We start from the raw sequence: 16,322 nt of genomic DNA, 5'->3' as shown, positions 1-16,322 counted from the left end.
CGGGAACAACCCGAGGTCCTGTACGCTTCAAGCAGGTACATGCAACCGCATGGACTTCCAGGAGGAGCGGGACATGCAGTTCGGGATCTTCAGCGTCGGCGACATCACCCCCGACCCCACCACCGGTCGCGCGCCGAGCGAGCACGAGCGCATCAAGGCGCTCGTGACCATGGCCGAGCACGCCGAGCAGGTCGGCCTGGACGTCTTCGCGGTCGGTGAGCACCACAACCCGCCCTTCGTGCCGTCGGCCATGACCACCCTGCTGGGCTGGATCGCGGCCCGCACCACCCGGCTGACCGTCTCGACGTCCATCGCGCACATCACCACCAACGACCCGGTGCGGATGGCCGAGGACTACGCGATGCTCCAGCACCTCAGCGACGGGCGCGTCGACCTCGTCCTCGGACGCGGCAACGACGGCCGGCTCTACCCCTGGTTCGGCCAGGACCCCCGCCGCGGCGTCGAGCTGACGGTGGAGAACTACCAGCTGCTGCGCCGCCTGTGGGACGAGGAGGTCGTCGACTGGGAGGGCGAGTTCCGCACCCCGCTGCAGGGCTTCACCTCCACCCCGCGCCCCCTGGACGGCGTGCCGCCCTTCGTCTGGCACGGGTCGATCCGCACGCCGCAGGTCGCCGAGATCGCCGCCTACTTCGGCGACGGGTACTTCGCGAACAACATCTTCTGGCCCAAGGAGCACTACATCCGGCTCATCGACCTCTACCGCGAGCGCTACGCCCACTACGGGCACGGCACGCCGGAGCAGGCGATCGTCGGTCTCGGCGGGCAGGTGTTCATGGCGAAGAACTCCCAGGACGCGGTCCGGGAGTTCCGCCCGTACTTCGACAACGCCCCCGTCTACGGTCACGGGCCCTCGCTGGAGGAGTTCACCCGCCAGACCCCGCTGACCGTCGGCACCCCCGAGCAGGTCGTCGAGAAGACGCTGACCTTCCAGGAGTTCTTCGGCGACTACCAGCGGCAGATGTTCCTGATGGACCACGCCGGGCTGCCGCTGAAGACCGTGCTGGAGCAGCTCGACCTCCTCGGTGAGCACGTCGTCCCGGTGCTGCGCAGGGAGTTCGAGGCCCGCCGGGCCGCGGGGGTGCCCAGCGACCCGCCCTCGCACGCCGCGCGGGTGGCCGCCCGGGCCGCTTCGACCGAGACCCGTGTCTGAGGACGGTCCCGACGGCCGCACCCGTGCGGCCGTCGACGCCTGGGAGTCGGTGTTCCGGCTCCAGGCGACGATGCTGCGCCGGTTCGCGGCCCAGGACGTCTGGGGCGGGCTCAGCGTGCGCGAGTACGACGTGCTCTACACGCTGGCCCGCTGCGGGGGCCGGTCCCGGCTCGGAGAGCTCAGCGAGGACGCGTACCTGCCGCAGCCGTCCCTTAGCCGGCTGGTCGACCGGCTCGCGGCGCAGGGGCTGCTGACCCGCGAACCCGACCCGCGCGACGGCCGGGGCGTCGTCGTCGTGCTCACCCCCGAGGGTGCGGCCCGCCAGCGCGAGATCGGCGGCCGGCACGCCGCCGGGATCGCCCGCGAGTTCGCGGGGCTGTCCGCGCAGGAGCTGACCGAGCTCACACGTCTGTGCGCGAAGCTCCTGCCAGGGTGACCTCGTCGGTCCACCCGGCGTGGTCGCCCGTCAGGTCGTTGTCGACCTCGACCCATGCACCGGTCGCGTCGTCCACACCCGTGAAGCACACCTGGAAGGACTCGCTGCGGCCGTGGGCCAGGTCCGGCAGGTCGGCGGCGTCCGGCGACAGGGGTTCGTCGCAGTCGGTCGCGTCGTGGGAGTACCCGTCGGCGTCGTACAGGTAGCTGTGGAGGTCCTCGTAGGCGTCCCCCGCGCCCGGCCCGGCGTAGGTGACCGTGAGGTCGGCGACCACGACGTCACCGCGCAGCGTGACCCCGTCGACGCTGACCGTGTAGTCGCCGAGGACGGTGCTCTGGCCGTAGGCGTACTCCCCCGCCGACGCGCCGTCGCCGGCCGGGTCCTGCACGCCCGGGTCCCGGCCGTCGAGGGTGCCAGCAGGAAGAGCGTGCCGTGCAGCACGACCAGCGCGATCGTCACGACGACGGTGACGAGGAGGCCGACGATCCCCGTGACGAGCCCGGCGATCGCCATCGCCCGCCCCGGCCGGCGGTGGGCGAGCGCGATCGCGCCCGTGACGACGGCGGCCACCCCCGGTCCCCCGGCCAGGGGTCCGAGCACCGGGACGAGCACGACCGCGCCGATCCCCGTGCACAGCGCCACGACCGCGAGCGCCGTCGAGGGTGGGGGTGGTGGCTGGGGCCGGGGGGTGCGGGTGGGGCTGGGGTGGGGCTGGGGTGGGGCCAGGACACGGGTCCGGTGCAGCACCGTCCGGGGCTGCGGGGTGTCGTGCGGGGGTGCTGACCCCCGGACGGCGCGAGGGTGGTGGTGGGTTCAGGGCTGGGGGTCGTCGGTGAAGACGCTGAGGCGGTGCAGTTCGGCGTAGCGGCCGTCGGCGGCGAGGAGCTCGGTGTGGGTGCCGTGCTCGACGATGCGGCCGGCTTCGAGGACGAGGATCCGGTCGGCGCCGCGGATGGTGGACAGGCGGTGGGCGATGACGAGGGCGGTGCGGCCTTCGAGGGCTTCGTCGAGGGCGGCCTGGACGGCGGTCTCGGAGGCGTTGTCGAGGTGGGCGGTGGCTTCGTCGAGGACGACGACGCGGGGGTGGGCGAGCAGGAGGCGGGCGATGGTGAGGCGTTGGCGTTCGCCGCCGGAGAAGCGGTAGCCGCGTTCGCCGACGACGGTGTCGAGGCCTTCGGGCAGGGCGGCGACGAGGTCGGCGAGGCGGGCGCGGCGCAGGGCGTCGTGGAGTTCGTCGTCGGTGGCGGTGGGGTGGGCCAGGCGCAGGTTGGCGCGCAGGGACTCGTGGAAGAGGTGCCCGTCCTGGGTGACGACGCCGACGGTGCGGCGCAGGGAGTCGGCGGTGAGGTGGCGGACGTCGGTGCCGCCGATGCGGACGGCGCCGGAGTCGACGTCGTAGAGGCGGGCGAGGAGCTGGGCGAGGGTGGACTTGCCGGCGCCGGAGGAGCCGACGAGGGCGATGACCTGGCCGGGTTCGACGCGGAAGGTGACGTCGCGGATGACGGGGGTGCCGCCGCGGGGGTCGAGGGTGGCGACGTCTTCGAGGGAGGCCAGGGAGACGTCGGTGGCGGCGGGGTAGGCGAAGTGGACGTGGTCGAACTCGACGGCGACGGGGCCGTCGGGGACGGGGGTGGCGTGGGGGTCTTCGCGGACGAGGGGTTCGAGGTCGAGGACCTCGAAGACGCGGTCGAAGCTGACGAGGGCGCTGGTGACGTCGGCGCGGGCGGAGGCGAGGGCGGTGAGGGGTGCGTAGAGGCGGGTGAGCAGGAGGGCGAGGGCGACGATGCTGCCGGCGTCGAGGGTGCCGGCGATGGCGGCCACTCCCCCGACGCCGTAGACGACGGCGAGGGCGAGGGCGGAGACGAGGGTGAGGGCGGTGACGAAGACGGACTGGCGCACGGCGGAGCGGACGCCGATGTCGCGGACGGCGCGGGCGGCGGCGGCGAAGGCGGCGGACTCGTCGGCGGGGCGGCCGAAGAGCTTGACGAGGGTGGCACCGGGGGCGGAGAAGCGTTCGGTGGTCTGGTTGAGCATGGCGGCGTCGAGCTGGGCGGCGCGGCGGGCCATGAGGGCGAGGCTGCGGCCCATGCGGCGGGCGGGCAGGAGGAAGACGGGGAGCAGGACGAGGGCGAGGGCGGTGATGCGCCAGGAGATGCCGATCATGACGACGGCGGTGAGGGCGACGGCGACGACGTTGCTGACGATGCCGGACAGGGTGACGGAGAAGGCGCGTTGGGCGCCGAGGACGTCGTTGTTGAGGCGGCTGACGAGGGCGCCGGTGCGGGTGCGGGTGAAGAAGGCGACGGGCATGCGCTGGACGTGGTCGTAGACGCGGGTGCGCAGGTCGAGGATGAGGTCTTCGCCGAGGGTGGAGGACAGCCAGCGGACGGCGAGGCCGAGGGCGGCTTCGGCGAGGGCGACGGCGGCGATGAGCAGGGCGAGGGTGATGACGCGGTGGCGGTCGCCGGTGCCGACGGCGTCGACGGCGCGGCCGGCGAGGACGGGGGTGGCGACGGCGAGGACGGCGAGGACGACGCTGCCGGTGACGAACAGGGCGAGGGCGTGGCCGCGTTCGCGGGCCATGGCCAGGACGCGGCGGGGGGTGCCGGGGCGGAAGGGGCGCTGGTCGGGGGCGCTCATGGCGCGCCACATGGCGTTGCGGGCGGCGATGTCCATGCTCACGGGCTGAACGCTAGGTGCTGCAGCGGGCTGCAGGTCCAGGGGGTGCCTGGTGGGTCCGGGGTGCTCAGGCGCGCAGGGCGGCGAGCAGGTCGAGGGTGTCGGGGTCGGGGTAGGTGCCGGTGGCGTGCATGTGGAGCAGTTCGTCGCCGGTGATGCCGGCGGAGAGCATCTGGAAGAGCTGCTGGGCTGCGGGTGGGTCGGGGTGGGGGCTGCGCAGGAGGTGGTTGACGGCGTCGGTGGCGTCGTGGATGGCGAGGACGTCGTGGCCGGTGAGGGCGAGGTGGGTGCCGGCGGCGGTGGCGGCGGTGCGCAGGGCGCTTCGGGGGTCTGCTCCCGGGCCTGGTGCGGGGTCGGCTGCGGGGTCGGTCCAGGTGGTGAGGGCGGTGCGCAGGGCGTGGGCGGCGCGGTCCTGCTCGTGGGGCAGGTGGGGGTCGCGGGCCAGGGCGCGGTGGCGGGCGGTGGCGCGCTGCAGGTGGGTGCGCAGGGGCCGGCGGGCGGTGGCGGGCAGGTCGGGGTGGGTGAGCAGGGCGAAGGCTTCGCGCTGCAGGGCGGCGGGGTCGAGGGCGGCGACGGCGGCGCTGACGGGGCCGGTGGTGGCGGCGAGGTGGGCGAGCAGGTGGTGCTCGTGGCGTTCCTCGGGGACGCCGGGGTGCAGGAACGGGGGCAGGGGCCGTTCGCCGGGCAGGAGGTGGGCGGGGGGTTCGACGTCGAGGGGGGCCGGGCAGGACGGGCAGCGCGGTGGGGCCGGTCGCAGGCCGAGGTCGGCCTCGGTGGGGCAGGGCACGTCGGCGAGGGGGTTGACGCGCAGGACGAGCAGTTCGAGGCCGGCGTCCTGGCAGGCGCGGGCGACGGTGCGCTGGGCGGCGGTGAGGGTCTGCCCGGGGGCGGTGACGTGCAGGAGGTGGGCCTGGCCGGCGAAGCGCCCGGCTCCGGGTGGGCCGTCGTGGACGAGGTGGGTGGGCCAGCCGTTGCGGTGGGGGCGGCCGTGCTCGGCGGTCCAGCGCAGCAGGTGCACGAGGGTCTGGGCGGGCAGGGCGTGCAGGAGGGTGCTGGCGGCGCGGCGGTCGCAGTCGTCGTCGGGGACGGCGGGGGCCGGGCCGGTGAGGGTGCGGCGGTGGGCGGCGCTGGCGGTCCAGTCGCGTTGCAGCCGGGTGGCCAGCGCCTCGGTGTCGGCCGGCAGGTGGGGGTCGTGGAGGGTGAGGGCGCCGAGGAGGTCGGCGACGGTGCGCGGGCCCACGGCGCTGACGTGGTGGCCGGCGGCCAGCAGGTGGCGCACGGCGAGGCGTTCGCGGCTGAGGGCGCTGCGGGGGTCGTCGTCGGGGTGGGTGAGGAAGGACCCGCGGCCGGTGAGGGTCCAGGCGAACAGGTCGTCGGTGGGGATGACGAGGCGTTCGCGCACCCCGGCACGGTAGGTCGTCGACGGCGGCGGGTTCACCCGGGGGTTCACCACAGGGGTCACCAGGGGGCGAGGAGGGCGGCGAGCAGGTCGACGCGGTCGGCGGTGAGGGTGCCGGTGCGGTGGGCGGCGGCGAGGTCGGCGGCGCGCAGCCCGGCGGCGGCGCCGGCCAGGACGAGGCGCAGGTCCAGCGTGGTGCCGGGGTGGGGGTCGGTGAGGTCGTCGCCGAGGAGGGCGGCGAGGTCGTCGCGTTCGGCGGCGTAGGCCAGGACGTGGGTGCGCTGCAGGCTCACGCGGTCCCCGGCCAGGACGGTGCGGGCGCGCAGGACGCTGGTGGTCTCGCTCAGCCGGATCGGGTGGCCGTCGAGGTGGGTGGCCAGGACGCGGGTGCCCACGGCGGCGACGTCGACGCGGTGGCCGGTGCGGGCGGTGGTGGTCGGCAGCAGCAGGTGGCGGAAGAGGTCGGCGTGGGCCTCGGGGGCGCCGGGCAGCGCGGGCCGGGTGGTGGCGGGGGCGAGCAGGTCGGCGGCGTCGAGGACGAACACGGGCGCGGGGGGTGCGGGGCGGGGGTGGCGGTGACGCCGTCGGGCGGGCACCGCTCGAGCGTAGGTGTCGGGGTGGGTGTCGGGGGCGGGTGCCAGGGTGGGTGCGTGAGCGAGGTCGCCGGTGTCCCCCCCGCTGCGCCGTGACGAGCCGTTGCCGGTGCGCTGGCACGAGGTGGACTGGCCGCGGCCGGGGGCCGCGGCGCTGCTGACGGTGCTGGTCCGGGCCCACGAGGTGACGGCCCACGAGGCGCGGGGACCCGCCGCCTGGCGCGCGGAGCGGGCGGTGGGCCCGGTGGGGGCCCGGTCCCCGTGGCGTGCCCTGCGGGGTCCGCAGGGGGCGCCGCGGGTGGTGCTGCCGGTCGCGGTGTCGGCGTTGCCGGACGTCGGGCGGGTCCGGGCGCAGTGCGGTGTGGCGGCGTTGTCGGCGGCGGAGTTCGGGGACGACGACGCGTTCGCGGCGGAGGTGTGGCTGCGTGCGTGGGTGCGCCGGCACCGGTCGGTGGCGGTGCGGGCGTGGCTGCGCGAGCGCTACCCGGACCGGCCGCCGGAGGTCGTGGTGGCCGCGGCCCGCGAGGTGCCGGTGGCGCTGGCGCTGGCGGTGGTCGACGTGGCGGTCCTGGTGGTGGGGTTGCGGGAGGGCTGGGAGGACGAGTGGATGCTCGCGGTGCAGGAGAACGGGTTCGGGGCGCGCGAGGCGCTGCAGCTGCGGGCCCGGCCGGACGGGTGGCAGGTGCTGCGGGCGATGGCCGCGTTCAGCGGTGGGGCCGGGGGTCGCGGGCCTCTTCCGGGATGACGATCTTGTGCATCCACTCGGGCACGGTGTCGCGGTCGCCGTCCAGGAGCAGGACGACGTAGCGCGCGTCGGGGTTCTGCTCCGGTGGGGCGGCGGGCCAGGGGGTGTCGCCGTCGGTCATGGTGATGACGAGGTCGGCGGCGGGGCGGGTGGCGGCGGCGGCGGCCAGCCCGGCGCGCATGTCGGTGCCGCCGCCCCCGGTCATGGTCAGCTCGCGCAGGGTCCGGACCCGCTGGGGGCGGGCGGCGGCGGCGTCGCAGGCGATGACGGTGACCCCGTCGCCGTGGCAGCGGCGCACGACGGCCTCGGTCTCGGCGTGGACCTGGGCGAGCATCTCGTCGCTGATGGACCCGGAGGTGTCGACGACCTCCACGACGCGCGGTGGCCGGGGTTGGCGCAGCGCCGGCAGGACGACGCCGGGGACGGCGGCGGCCCGGCGCGAGGGGCGGCGGTAGGTGTAGTCGCGCAGGCCCGCGACGTGGGCGCCGGCGCGGCGGGTGACGGCGTGCAGCTCACGGCGCCAGTCGACCCGCGGGGTCAGGACGTCACCGGCCCAGCGTTCCCAGCCGGCGGGGACGCTGCCGTGGCTGCGGGCGTGCTCCAGGACCTGCTCGGCGGTGCGCCGGCGCAGGAGTTCGGCGCGGCCGGCGTCCACGCTGCCGTCGTCGCCTCCCCCGCCTGCCCCGTCCGCCGCGTCCGTCCCGGGCGCGGGGTGGGTGCCGGTGTCGTCGCGCTCCCAGGCGCGGCGGGGGCCGCCGGCCCCCGAACCGCAGTCGCCGCCGTCCCGGTCCCGCTCCTGGCCCTGCTCCCAGTCCTGCTCCCGGTCCTGCTCCCGGTCCTGCTCCTCCTCGGGTCCCGGGCCGCCGGGACCGCCCCGTCGCGCGGCGTCGTCGGTGTCGTTCGTGTCCTCGGCGTCGGTGTCCGGGTCCGCGTCGGCGTCCTGCCCCTGTCCCGCCCCCTCGGGTCCGCCGCCGCCGCCGACGCGCAGGACCGCGAGCGCCGTGTCCTCGCCGGTGCTGACGAGCACGTCGTGGTGGCCGTCGGGGAGGGGGCGGGTCAGGGTGATCTGCAGGGCACCGGTGCCCGGGGGCCCCTCCTGGGGGTCGTTCGCGGGGTCCTCGCGCACGGTGGCGCGGGCGGCGTCGGTGAGGTCGAGGCCGGCGGTGCGGACGGTGGCGGTGGTGCTGCGGTCCAGGGGCAGGTCGGTGGTGGTGGCGGTCAGGGTGAGCGGGACGGCGAAGCCGCTGGGCACGGCGGCGGGGGTGAGGTCGAGGTGGGGGCGGGCGACGGGCAGGGCGGTGGTGAGGGTCTGCTCGCCGGTGCGCACGCGCAGGGTGTGCAGGCCGTCGGGGACGTCGGTGAGGGTGAGGGTGAGGTGGGTGGCGTCGACGACGGTGACGTCGCCGACGGTGGTGGGGGCCGGCAGGGCGCGGCCGTCGGGTCCGTGCAGGTGCACGCGGGTGCCGGTGCTGAAGGTGGTGTCGTGGCCGACGACGGTGAGGTGGACGGCGGCGGGGCGCGAGCGGGGCAGGTGGTCGGGGCGCAGCCGCAGGCCGGGGGTGGTCAGTTCGACGGTGGCGCTGGCGCTGCGGGCCCCGCGGGTGAGGCGGACGGTGAGGGGGCCGGCGGGGTGGTCGGTGTCGAGGGTGAGTTCGGCGCCGTGGGCGTCGCGGACGGTGAGCGGCTGGGAGTGGGGGCGGCCGCCGGGGCCGGTGGCGGTGGCCGTGGTGCCGGCGCCGAGGAACGCCTCGCGGGTCAGGCACACGACGGTGCGCGGGCCCTGGCCGGCGCGCAGGGTGTCGGGGATCAGGGTCAGGGCCGCCTGGCGGGGCCGGCCGGTGGGCTGGGCCTGCAGCAGGAGGCGGTAGAGCCGCTCGGCGGTGTCCGCGGCGGACCCGCCGGGGACGTGCTCGGGGTACCAGGCCTTGACGGCGGGCAGGCGGACGCCGGCGGTGCGCAGGTCGGCGTTGACGGCGGCGTCGGCGGCCTGGTTGAACAGGCGGGCGCGGTCGGCGGGTTCGGCCAGGGCGGCGAAGCGGGTGGCGTGCTCGCGCAGGGGGTGGGCGACCTCGTGGAGCCAGGCGCCGGCGAGTTCGTCGACGGTGCAGGTCAGGACGAAGACGGGGTTGTAGTACAGGCGCCAGCGGGTGTCGATGGCGACGGTGGGCACGTCGGGGGTGGCGACGGTGGTGACGGCGTAGAGGGCGTCGGCGAGGTAGGGCAGGCGTTCGCCGGCCAGGGCGCGGCCGGCGGCCAGGCGCAGGGCCGCGCGGGCGCCGGCGTCGTCGGGGGGCGCGTCGGTGGGTCCGTCGCCGGGTCCGTTCACGACTGGGTCAGCAGGTTCAGCTCGCGCAGGATGGGGGCCAGGCCGGCCACGACGCGCGGGCTGGGCAGGGCGCCGGTGGGGCGGGCCGCGGCCCAGCGGCGGCCGTGGCTGAAGGCGATGTCGGCGCTGCCGGCGTCGGCGATGGCGGCCAGGACGGCGCCGCAGGCGTTCCAGCGCTCGGGGGTGGTGCGGGCAGCGGTGGCGGCCCACACGGAAGCGGCCACGGCGTAGGTCTGGTCGGTGCGGCGACGGTCGACGACGTAGCTGTCGGGGTCGGCGAGCAGGGCCTCGGGGTCGGGCAGGTCCAGTTCACGCAGGTGGTTGAGGAACATGGCCGCGGCGGTGGTGCCGACGGTGCCGGCCAGCAGGGTCGTGGTGACGGTGGTGTTGACCCCGGCGGCGACGGCGTGGGCGTGCAGGCGGGCGGCCATCTCCCAGGAGCGGGGGGTGGGGAAGGCGCGCCCGGCGTCCTCGGCGCTGCGCGGCAGCTGGGTGAGCAGTTCGGGTTTGGCTCCGACGAAGACGCCGACGAGGGCGCGCGAGCGCACGAGGGCCTCGCGCAGCGCGTCGTCCTCGACGGTGGGGACGGTGACCGCCGGCCAGCCGGTGGTGAAGCCCTCCCGGACGGTGTCGGCGTCCAGTTCCCAGGTGAGGTGGCAGAAGCGGTTGGCCACCGGCGGGGCCAGGTCCCAGCCGTCGGCGGCCAGGTCGGGCGGGTTGGCGGCGGCGACGGTGCGCACGGCGGCGGGCAGCTGCAGGTCGCCGACGACGCCCTCGAGGATGGGGCGCAGCAGCGCGGCCTGGGTGGCCGGGGGTGCGGTGGAGACCTCGTCGTAGAACTGGATGCCGAGGCGGCCGGTGCCCTCGACGGCCTCGCGCAGGCGCACGGCCCAGGACGGGGCGGCCAGGGAGGCGGTGCCGGTGGCGGGGTCGATGACGGGCAGGCCGGCGAAGTCGGACGGTTCGCGGATGGAGGCGATGACGGTCTCGAGGTGGGCGCCGAGGCCGTCGGCCAGTTCGCGGACCACCGAGGACTTGCCCTGTCCGGGCGGTCCCCACAGGACCACGGGGACGTTGGCCAGGAGCGCGACGCCGAGGGCGGTGCAGGTGTCGGTGTGGCGTTGGCTCACGGGTGCTGGCTCACGGGTGCTGGTCCATCGGGTGGGGGTCCTCGCGGATCGGGTCGGGGGTCGGCTCTCGGGGGTCGGCTCGGCTCTCCGGCCGGTCGTGAGCATCCTAGGTTTCGTGACGGGTGGGTGGTGGCGGGCGGCCGGGGTGCGGGTGCGCTCGACGGTGGCCGCGACGGCGCTGCTGGCGGTGCTGGTCGCCGCGGGCGCGGCCGTGGGGCTGGCGGTGCTGCGGCACGCGCTGGTCTCGGCGTCGGTGGAGAGCGCGAGCGTGCAGGCGCGCCTGGTGCGGGTGGCGGTGACGGCCCCGGCGCTGGGCGGTGAGCAGGTCCCGGCGCTGCGGGCGGCGGTGGGCGCCGACGTCGAGCGCGGCTCGCACGTGCAGGTGCTGGGCGCGGACGGGCAGGTGGTGGTGGCCAGCGCGGAGCTGGCGGGGCAGCCGGCGCTGTCGGGGGCGCGCCCGGACGTCGGCGTCCTGGCCGACGAGGTGGTCGACCTGCCGCAGCTGGGCCGTTCGGCGCCGTGGGTGGTGACGGTGGCCGGTGCCGAGGTCGAGGGGCAGCGGTTCTGGGTGGTGGCCGCGGAGGACACCACCGACGCGCAGCGGGTGCTGCGGGTGGCGCTGGCGGTCCTGGCGGTCACCGGGCCGGGGCTGCTGGCGGTGGTGGCGGGGCTGACGTGGACGTTCGTGGGGCGCTCGCTGCGGCCGGTGGAGGCGATCCGCTCGACGGTGCAGGGCATCACCTCCGGCGGGCTGGACGGGCGGGTGCCGGTGCCGGCCGGCGACGACGAGGTGTCGCGGCTGGCGGTGACGATGAACTCGATGCTGGCGCGGTTGCAGGCCGCGCAGGACGCGCAGCGCAGGTTCGTGGCCGACGCCAGCCACGAGCTGCGCTCACCGGTGGCGACGTTGCGGGCCGCGGCGCACGTGTGGTCGCGGCCGCACCCCGGCGGGCCGGGGACCGTGGGGTCGGTGGAGGCCGCCGCGTCGCCCGACGCGGAGTTCGTCGAGCTCGTGGGGGCCGAGAGCGCGCGGTTGCAGTCCCTGGTCGACGACCTGCTGTGGCTGGCCCGGGCCGACGAGGGCCGAGCCGGGCCGGCGGTGGAGGTCGACGTCGACGAGGTGGTCGAGGCCGAGGCGTCGCGGTTGCGGTCGCTCGGCGGGGTGCGGGTGGTGCTGACGGCGGTGCCGGTGCGGGTCGTGGGTGACGCGGCGGCGCTGGCGCGGGCGGTGCGCAACGTCGTGGACAACGCGCGCCGGTACGCGGCCTCGACGGTGTGGCTGGAACTGGCCCAGGAGGGGCGCGAGGGGCAGGCAGGATCGGCGGAGGCGGTGGTGCGCGTCGGCGACGACGGCCCGGGCGTGCCGACGCCGGACCGGGAACGGGTGCTGGGGCGCTTCGTGCGGGTGGAGGAGGGCCGCGCGCGCTCGGAGCGGGCCGGGCGGGGCGACGGCGGGGTCGACGGCGGGGGCGCCGGGCTGGGGCTGGCGATCGTGGCCGAGGTCCTCGCCGCGCACGGCGGGTCGGTGCTCGTCGGCGAGCGGGCCGGGGGCGGGGCGCTGGTGGAACTGCGCTGGCCGCTGCGGCCTGCTCAGCCGCCGTCGGCGGCCAGCCGGTAACCGGCCCCGCGCACGGTCTGCAGCGCGTTGCGGCCGTAGGGGATGTCGATCTTCTTGCGCAGGTAGCGGATGTAGACCTCCACCACGTTGGGGTCGGTGACGACGGTGGGGTCCCACACGGCGTGCAGGAGGTCGGGTTTGGACACGACCTCGTCGCGGTGGCGCAGGAGGTGCTCGAGCAGGGCGAACTCGCGGGCGGTGAGGGTGACGGGGTCCCCGGCGCGGGTGACGCGGCGGGTCCCGGGGTCCAGGACGAGGTCGCCGGCGGCCAGGACGACGGGCCGTTCGGGGGCACCGCGGCGGTGCAGGGCCCGCAGCCGGGCCAGCAGCACGGGGAAGGAGAAGGGTTTGGTGAGGTAGTCGTCGGCGCCGAGGTCGAAGGCGTCGACCTGGTCGTACTCGCCGTCCTTGGCCGTCAGGACCAGCACGGGGGTCCACACCCCGGCCGCGCGCAGGTCCCGGCACACCTCGTAGCCGTTGCGGCCGGGCAGTTGCAGGTCCAGGACCAGGACGTCGTAGCCGCCGTCGCGGGCCCGGGCGAAGCCGGTGTTCCCGTCGTGGGCGACGTCGACGCTGGCGCCCTCGGCGGCCAGGCCGCGGCGGACGGTGTCGGCGAGGCGGACCTCGTCCTCGACGAGCAGGACCTTCACCCCTCCAGTCCTACACGCACTGCGGGCGGGGGACCCACCGGCCGGTGGGTCCCCCGCCCGCGGCGGGTCGGCGCGGCGGGGGGTCTCAGCCCTCGACGCGCGAGGCGGTCGCGGTCACGTCGACGGCGCGGGCCGTGGTGCGCTGGTGGCGGACGCCGATCGCGACGACGACGGCGGTCAGGACCAGGGACAGGACCAGTTCCACGCGCTGGCCGGGCAGGATCACCATGAGGGCCAGGACCACGACGATGAAGGCGATGGCCGCGTACGTCAGCCACGGGAACAGCCACATCCGCACCACGGGGCGTTCCCCGGCGGCGTCGAGGGTGCGGCGCATCCGCAGCTGACTCAGGGCGATGATCCCGTAGACGACCAGGGCCAGGGCGCCGCTGGTGGCCAGCAGCATGGAGAAGATCTTGTCCGGCAGGGCGTAGTTGCCCAGGACGGCCAGGAACCCGACGGCGGTGGAGGCCAGGATGGCCGGGTAGGGCACGCCGCGACCGGAGACGTGGGACAGCCAGCGCGGGCCGTCACCGCGCCGGGACAGGGAGAACACCATGCGCGAGGCGGTGTAGAGGGCCGAGTTCAGGCAGCTGGCGACGGCGGTGAGGATGACGATGTCCATGATCGTCGCAGCGCCGGGGATGCCGATGGTCTGCAGGGTCGTCTGGAACGACCCGACGTCCTCCAGCACCGGGGAGTTCCACGGCACGAGCGCGACGACGACGAAGATGGACAGCAGGTAGAAGACGGCGATGCGCCCGATGACGGAGTTCACCGCGCGCCGCACGCCCTTCTGAGGGTCGGGGGACTCGGCGGCGGCGATGGTGACGATCTCGGTGCCCATGAAGCTGAACATCGTCAGCAGCATCGCGGCCAGGACGGCGCCGAAGCCGTTGGGCAGGAACCCGCCGTCGAGGGTGAGGCCGGGGGTGCCGGTGACGTCGGAGCCGGGCAGGACGCCGGTGATGGCCAGGACGCCGACGACGATGAACCCGACGATGGCGACGACCTTGATGCCGGCGAACCAGAACTCGAACTCGCCGTAGTTGCCGACGCTGGCGAGGTTGGTGGCGGTGAGCAGGAGGGTGACGGCCAGGGCCCAGACCCACTGCGGGGCACCGAGCCAGGAGCTGAGGATGTCGGCGGCGGCGGTGGCCTCGACGGGGATGACCAGGACCCAGAACCACCAGTACAGCCAGCCGACGCTGAACCCGGCCCAGCGGCCCAGGGCGCGGTCGGCGTAGGTGGAGAAGGAGCCGGTGTCGGGCTGGGCGGTGGCCATCTCCCCGAGCATGCGCATGACCAGGACGACCAGGGTGCCGGCGAGGGCGTAGGACAGCAGCACCCCGGGGCCGGCTTCGGCGATGGCGTTCTTGGACCCCACGAACAGGCCGGCGCCGATGACCCCGGCGATGGAGATCATGGTGATGTGGCGGGGTTTGAGGCCCTGCCCCAGGCCCTGCCCGGGCCCGGTGTCCTCGTGTTGCACCTGCACGACGCCTCCTTCGCGGACTTCGACTCTGAAGTTCCGCATCTCGATATTTCGCTTGCGTGACCTGCGCGTCAAGCCTTCGTGACGCGCCGTGACGGCGCCCGGGGTCGACCTGCCGGCTCCCGGGAGGAGCCGGGGACGTCCCGGGCGCCGGACGACGGTAGCGTCCAGGGCCATGAGCCCGCGAACCATCGCCACCGCGCGTCGTGTCGACCTGCCCCAACTGCTCGACTTCGTGCGGGTGCGCCACCAGGTGGTGCTGTCCACGTTCCGCAGCGACGGTTTCCCGCAGTCCTCCCCCGTCACCGCCGGGATCGACGACGCCGGGCGCCTGGTCGTGTCCACCTACCCCGACCGGGCCAAGGCGAACAACGCCCGGCGCGACCCGCGCGGCTCGGCCCTGGTGCTGTCGGACGACTTCGGCGGGGCCTGGGTCCAGCTCGACGGGACGCTGGAGGTCCTCGACGGCGAGGCGGCCGTCGAACCGCTGGTGGACTACTTCCGCTGCATCTCCGGTGAGCACCCCGACTGGCAGGAGTACCGCCAGGCCATGCGCACCCAGGGCAAGTCGCTGCTGCGCCTAACGATCACCCGCTGGGGCCCCATCGCCACCGGCGGGTTCCCGGCCCGGCTCGCCGACTGAGCCCACCGCGGCGTCCCCGGCCCCGGGGACGCTCAGCGCTCGCGCAGGTTCGCCTCGACGGCCTGCACCAGGCTCGCGTCGACCTCGACGTGGTGGTCGGTGCGGGCGTGCTCGGCGACCTGCGCCAGGATCTCGTGCCGGTCGGCGCCGGTGAACTCACGACTGCAGCCGGGCACGACGTCCCCGCAGCGGAACGCCTTCACGCGCCCACGGCCCCCACCGTCCACGGCACCCGGTGCGCCGAGGCGAGCGCCGCCGGGGTCGGCGCGGCGAGGTCGAGCACCACGTCCTCGAAGCCCACGACCCCCACGTAGCGGCCCGCGGGGTCGGTGCACACCAGCGGGTCGTAGCGCACCGGCACCGGCCGGGCCACCGCCCGCGCCGCGACCGCGCTCACCGGCGTCTCGGGGGCCAGGGTGACCTCCACCGGCTCCACCCGGGGCCGCTCCCCCGGGCGCTGGCCCGGCAGCACGATGACCCGCGGGACGTCCTCGGCGTCGACGACGACGACGGGTGCGGACTCCGCCTGCACCGCCTGCACCGCCCCCGAGACCGAACGGGAGGTCTTGGTCCGGCGCGCCAGGTCCCCGGCGTGCCGGGCGTGCGCGGGCACCGCGCCCGGCACCTGCGGGTGGTTCAGCAGCCGGGCCGCCTCGGCGCTCAGCGGCGCGAAGTCGTCCCCGGGCCGGGCCAGCAGGAAACCCTGGACCAGCGGGACCCCCATGCCGCGCAGGACCTCCAGCTCGTCGGCCGTCTCCACGCCCTCGGCGATGATCCAGGCATCCAGCCGCCCGGCGCACTCGCCCAGGAACTGCACCAGGGAACGCTTGACGAGGTCCTGGTGCAGGCCGCGGACCAGCTGCAGGTCGACCTTGAGGATCTCGGGGCGGACCACGGCCATCCGCAGCAGCCCCGAGTGCCCGGTCCCGACGTCGTCCAGGGCGATGAGCGCACCGCGGGCCCGCAGCAGCGTCAGCGGCCCGACCAGGTCCCGGGGGTCGCAGTCGGCGTGCTCGGTCAGTTCCAGCACCACACCGGTCAGGTCCTGGGCCAGCAGGACCGCCATGACCTCGGGGTCGGCCAGGGACGTGGGGCTGGCGTTGACCGTCAGGAACGTGCCCGGCGGCAGGTCCGGGAGGCGCTCCAGCGCCGCGGCCAGCACGACCCGGTCCAGGTCGGCGTCGCGCCCCAGCGCCCGCGCGGCGCGGAACCACTCCTCGGTCGGCACCGGGGACCCGAAGCGCGACAGGACCTCGTACCCGGCGACGCGGCCGGCGGCGACGTCAACGACGGGGTGCAGGACCAGGCGCAGGAGGGCGGGGTCGGAGCACACGGCGTCCAGCCTGCGGTGCCACCTGCCGCGGTGCGTCACCCCGCCCGGTCCAGCCACTGTCTCGCCTTCCCTCACCATCGCTCTCGGGGGGCTTTCCCCGTCAC

At 75.8% G+C, this 16,322-nt stretch carries 15 protein-coding genes; 5 read left to right on the top strand and 10 right to left on the bottom strand.

Going from position 1 to position 16,322, the window contains the following annotated elements; translation table 11 throughout:
- The first annotated feature begins 73 nt into the window (after positions 1 to 73).
- Positions 74 to 1,171, top strand: a complete 1,098-nt coding sequence (locus CLV37_RS01545) for a CE1758 family FMN-dependent luciferase-like monooxygenase (protein WP_106207319.1) — start codon at positions 74 to 76, stop codon at positions 1,169 to 1,171.
- Positions 1,164 to 1,607 (top strand): MarR family winged helix-turn-helix transcriptional regulator, encoded by a 444-nt coding sequence (locus CLV37_RS01540; protein ID WP_211298291.1) that lies wholly within the window; start codon positions 1,164 to 1,166, stop codon positions 1,605 to 1,607. Before CLV37_RS01545 ends, CLV37_RS01540 begins: the two co-directional genes overlap by 8 nt.
- Here CLV37_RS01540 and CLV37_RS01535 read toward each other — a convergent pair.
- The 4 genes from CLV37_RS01535 to CLV37_RS01515 all read right to left on the bottom strand — a co-directional run bounded on the left by CLV37_RS01535 (position 1,573) and on the right by CLV37_RS01515 (position 6,281).
- Positions 1,573 to 1,995: a hypothetical protein gene (locus CLV37_RS01535; protein ID WP_106206282.1), complete on the bottom strand. Its 423-nt coding sequence runs from the start codon at positions 1,993 to 1,995 to the stop codon at positions 1,573 to 1,575. The genes CLV37_RS01540 and CLV37_RS01535 overlap by 35 nt on opposite strands.
- A 425-nt stretch (positions 1,996 to 2,420) precedes the next feature.
- A complete protein-coding gene (locus CLV37_RS01525) occupies positions 2,421 to 4,289 on the bottom strand; it encodes an ABC transporter transmembrane domain-containing protein (RefSeq protein WP_170126997.1) in 1,869 nt (622 codons plus the stop codon).
- Between the two features lie 64 nt (positions 4,290 to 4,353).
- Positions 4,354 to 5,688, bottom strand: a complete 1,335-nt coding sequence (locus tag CLV37_RS01520) for a hypothetical protein (RefSeq protein WP_146149254.1) — start codon at positions 5,686 to 5,688, stop codon at positions 4,354 to 4,356.
- A gap of 56 nt (positions 5,689 to 5,744) precedes the next feature.
- Entirely contained in the window at positions 5,745 to 6,281 is a 537-nt protein-coding gene (locus tag CLV37_RS01515; RefSeq protein ID WP_146149253.1) for a hypothetical protein, read from the bottom strand.
- Between the two features lie 70 nt (positions 6,282 to 6,351).
- On the opposite strand from CLV37_RS01515, the gene CLV37_RS01510 reads away from it, so the two are divergent.
- Positions 6,352 to 7,023, top strand: a complete 672-nt coding sequence (locus tag CLV37_RS01510; protein ID WP_106206274.1) for a hypothetical protein — start codon at positions 6,352 to 6,354, stop codon at positions 7,021 to 7,023.
- Here CLV37_RS01510 and CLV37_RS28750 read toward each other — a convergent pair.
- Together CLV37_RS28750 and CLV37_RS01500 are read right to left on the bottom strand one after the other, a co-directional pair.
- Complete coding sequence (locus CLV37_RS28750) at positions 6,983 to 9,349, bottom strand: DUF2201 family putative metallopeptidase (protein WP_170126996.1); 2,367 nt, start codon at positions 9,347 to 9,349, stop codon at positions 6,983 to 6,985. The two genes, CLV37_RS01510 and CLV37_RS28750, sit on opposite strands and share 41 nt — an antisense overlap.
- Positions 9,346 to 10,479, bottom strand: coding sequence for an AAA family ATPase (locus CLV37_RS01500; protein WP_106207313.1), 1,134 nt, complete (start codon positions 10,477 to 10,479; stop codon positions 9,346 to 9,348). Before CLV37_RS01500 ends, CLV37_RS28750 begins: the two co-directional genes overlap by 4 nt.
- A 115-nt stretch (positions 10,480 to 10,594) precedes the next feature.
- Here CLV37_RS01500 and CLV37_RS01495 point away from each other — a divergent pair, with 115 nt between their 5' ends.
- Positions 10,595 to 12,097, top strand: coding sequence for a sensor histidine kinase (locus tag CLV37_RS01495; RefSeq protein ID WP_146149251.1), 1,503 nt, complete (start codon positions 10,595 to 10,597; stop codon positions 12,095 to 12,097).
- On the opposite strand, the gene CLV37_RS01490 is transcribed toward CLV37_RS01495, so the two are convergent.
- Together CLV37_RS01490 and CLV37_RS01485 are read right to left on the bottom strand one after the other, a co-directional pair.
- Positions 12,070 to 12,747, bottom strand: coding sequence for a response regulator transcription factor (locus CLV37_RS01490; RefSeq protein WP_106206268.1), 678 nt, complete (start codon positions 12,745 to 12,747; stop codon positions 12,070 to 12,072). The two genes, CLV37_RS01495 and CLV37_RS01490, sit on opposite strands and share 28 nt — an antisense overlap.
- A gap of 85 nt (positions 12,748 to 12,832) precedes the next feature.
- Positions 12,833 to 14,245: an amino acid permease gene (locus tag CLV37_RS01485; RefSeq protein WP_245885188.1), complete on the bottom strand. Its 1,413-nt coding sequence runs from the start codon at positions 14,243 to 14,245 to the stop codon at positions 12,833 to 12,835.
- A gap of 172 nt (positions 14,246 to 14,417) precedes the next feature.
- On the opposite strand from CLV37_RS01485, the gene CLV37_RS01480 reads away from it, so the two are divergent.
- The gene (locus CLV37_RS01480) at positions 14,418 to 14,885 is read left to right on the top strand and encodes a PPOX class F420-dependent oxidoreductase (RefSeq protein WP_106206263.1); all 468 of its coding nucleotides are present in this window, start codon (positions 14,418 to 14,420) and stop codon (positions 14,883 to 14,885) included.
- 32 nt (positions 14,886 to 14,917) lie between these two features.
- On the opposite strand, the gene CLV37_RS27345 is transcribed toward CLV37_RS01480, so the two are convergent.
- The gene (locus CLV37_RS27345) at positions 14,918 to 15,088 is read right to left on the bottom strand and encodes a DUF1059 domain-containing protein (protein ID WP_170126995.1); all 171 of its coding nucleotides are present in this window, start codon (positions 15,086 to 15,088) and stop codon (positions 14,918 to 14,920) included.
- The gene (locus CLV37_RS28745; protein WP_170126994.1) at positions 15,085 to 16,218 is read right to left on the bottom strand and encodes an EAL domain-containing protein; all 1,134 of its coding nucleotides are present in this window, start codon (positions 16,216 to 16,218) and stop codon (positions 15,085 to 15,087) included. Before CLV37_RS28745 ends, CLV37_RS27345 begins: the two co-directional genes overlap by 4 nt.
- Positions 16,219 to 16,322: the final 104 nt, after the last annotated feature.

This window comes from Kineococcus rhizosphaerae (assembly GCF_003002055.1).
Lineage (GTDB): Bacteria > Actinomycetota > Actinomycetes > Actinomycetales > Kineococcaceae > Kineococcus > Kineococcus rhizosphaerae.
This window is presented reverse-complemented; position numbering and strand designations above follow the sequence as displayed.

Coding starts and splice junctions, on each gene's coding strand:
- CLV37_RS01545 (WP_106207319.1), top strand. CDS start 74: ATGCAGTTCGGGATCTTCAGCGTCGGCGACATCACCCCCGACCCCACC.
- CLV37_RS01480 (WP_106206263.1), top strand. CDS start 14,418: ATGAGCCCGCGAACCATCGCCACCGCGCGTCGTGTCGACCTGCCCCAA.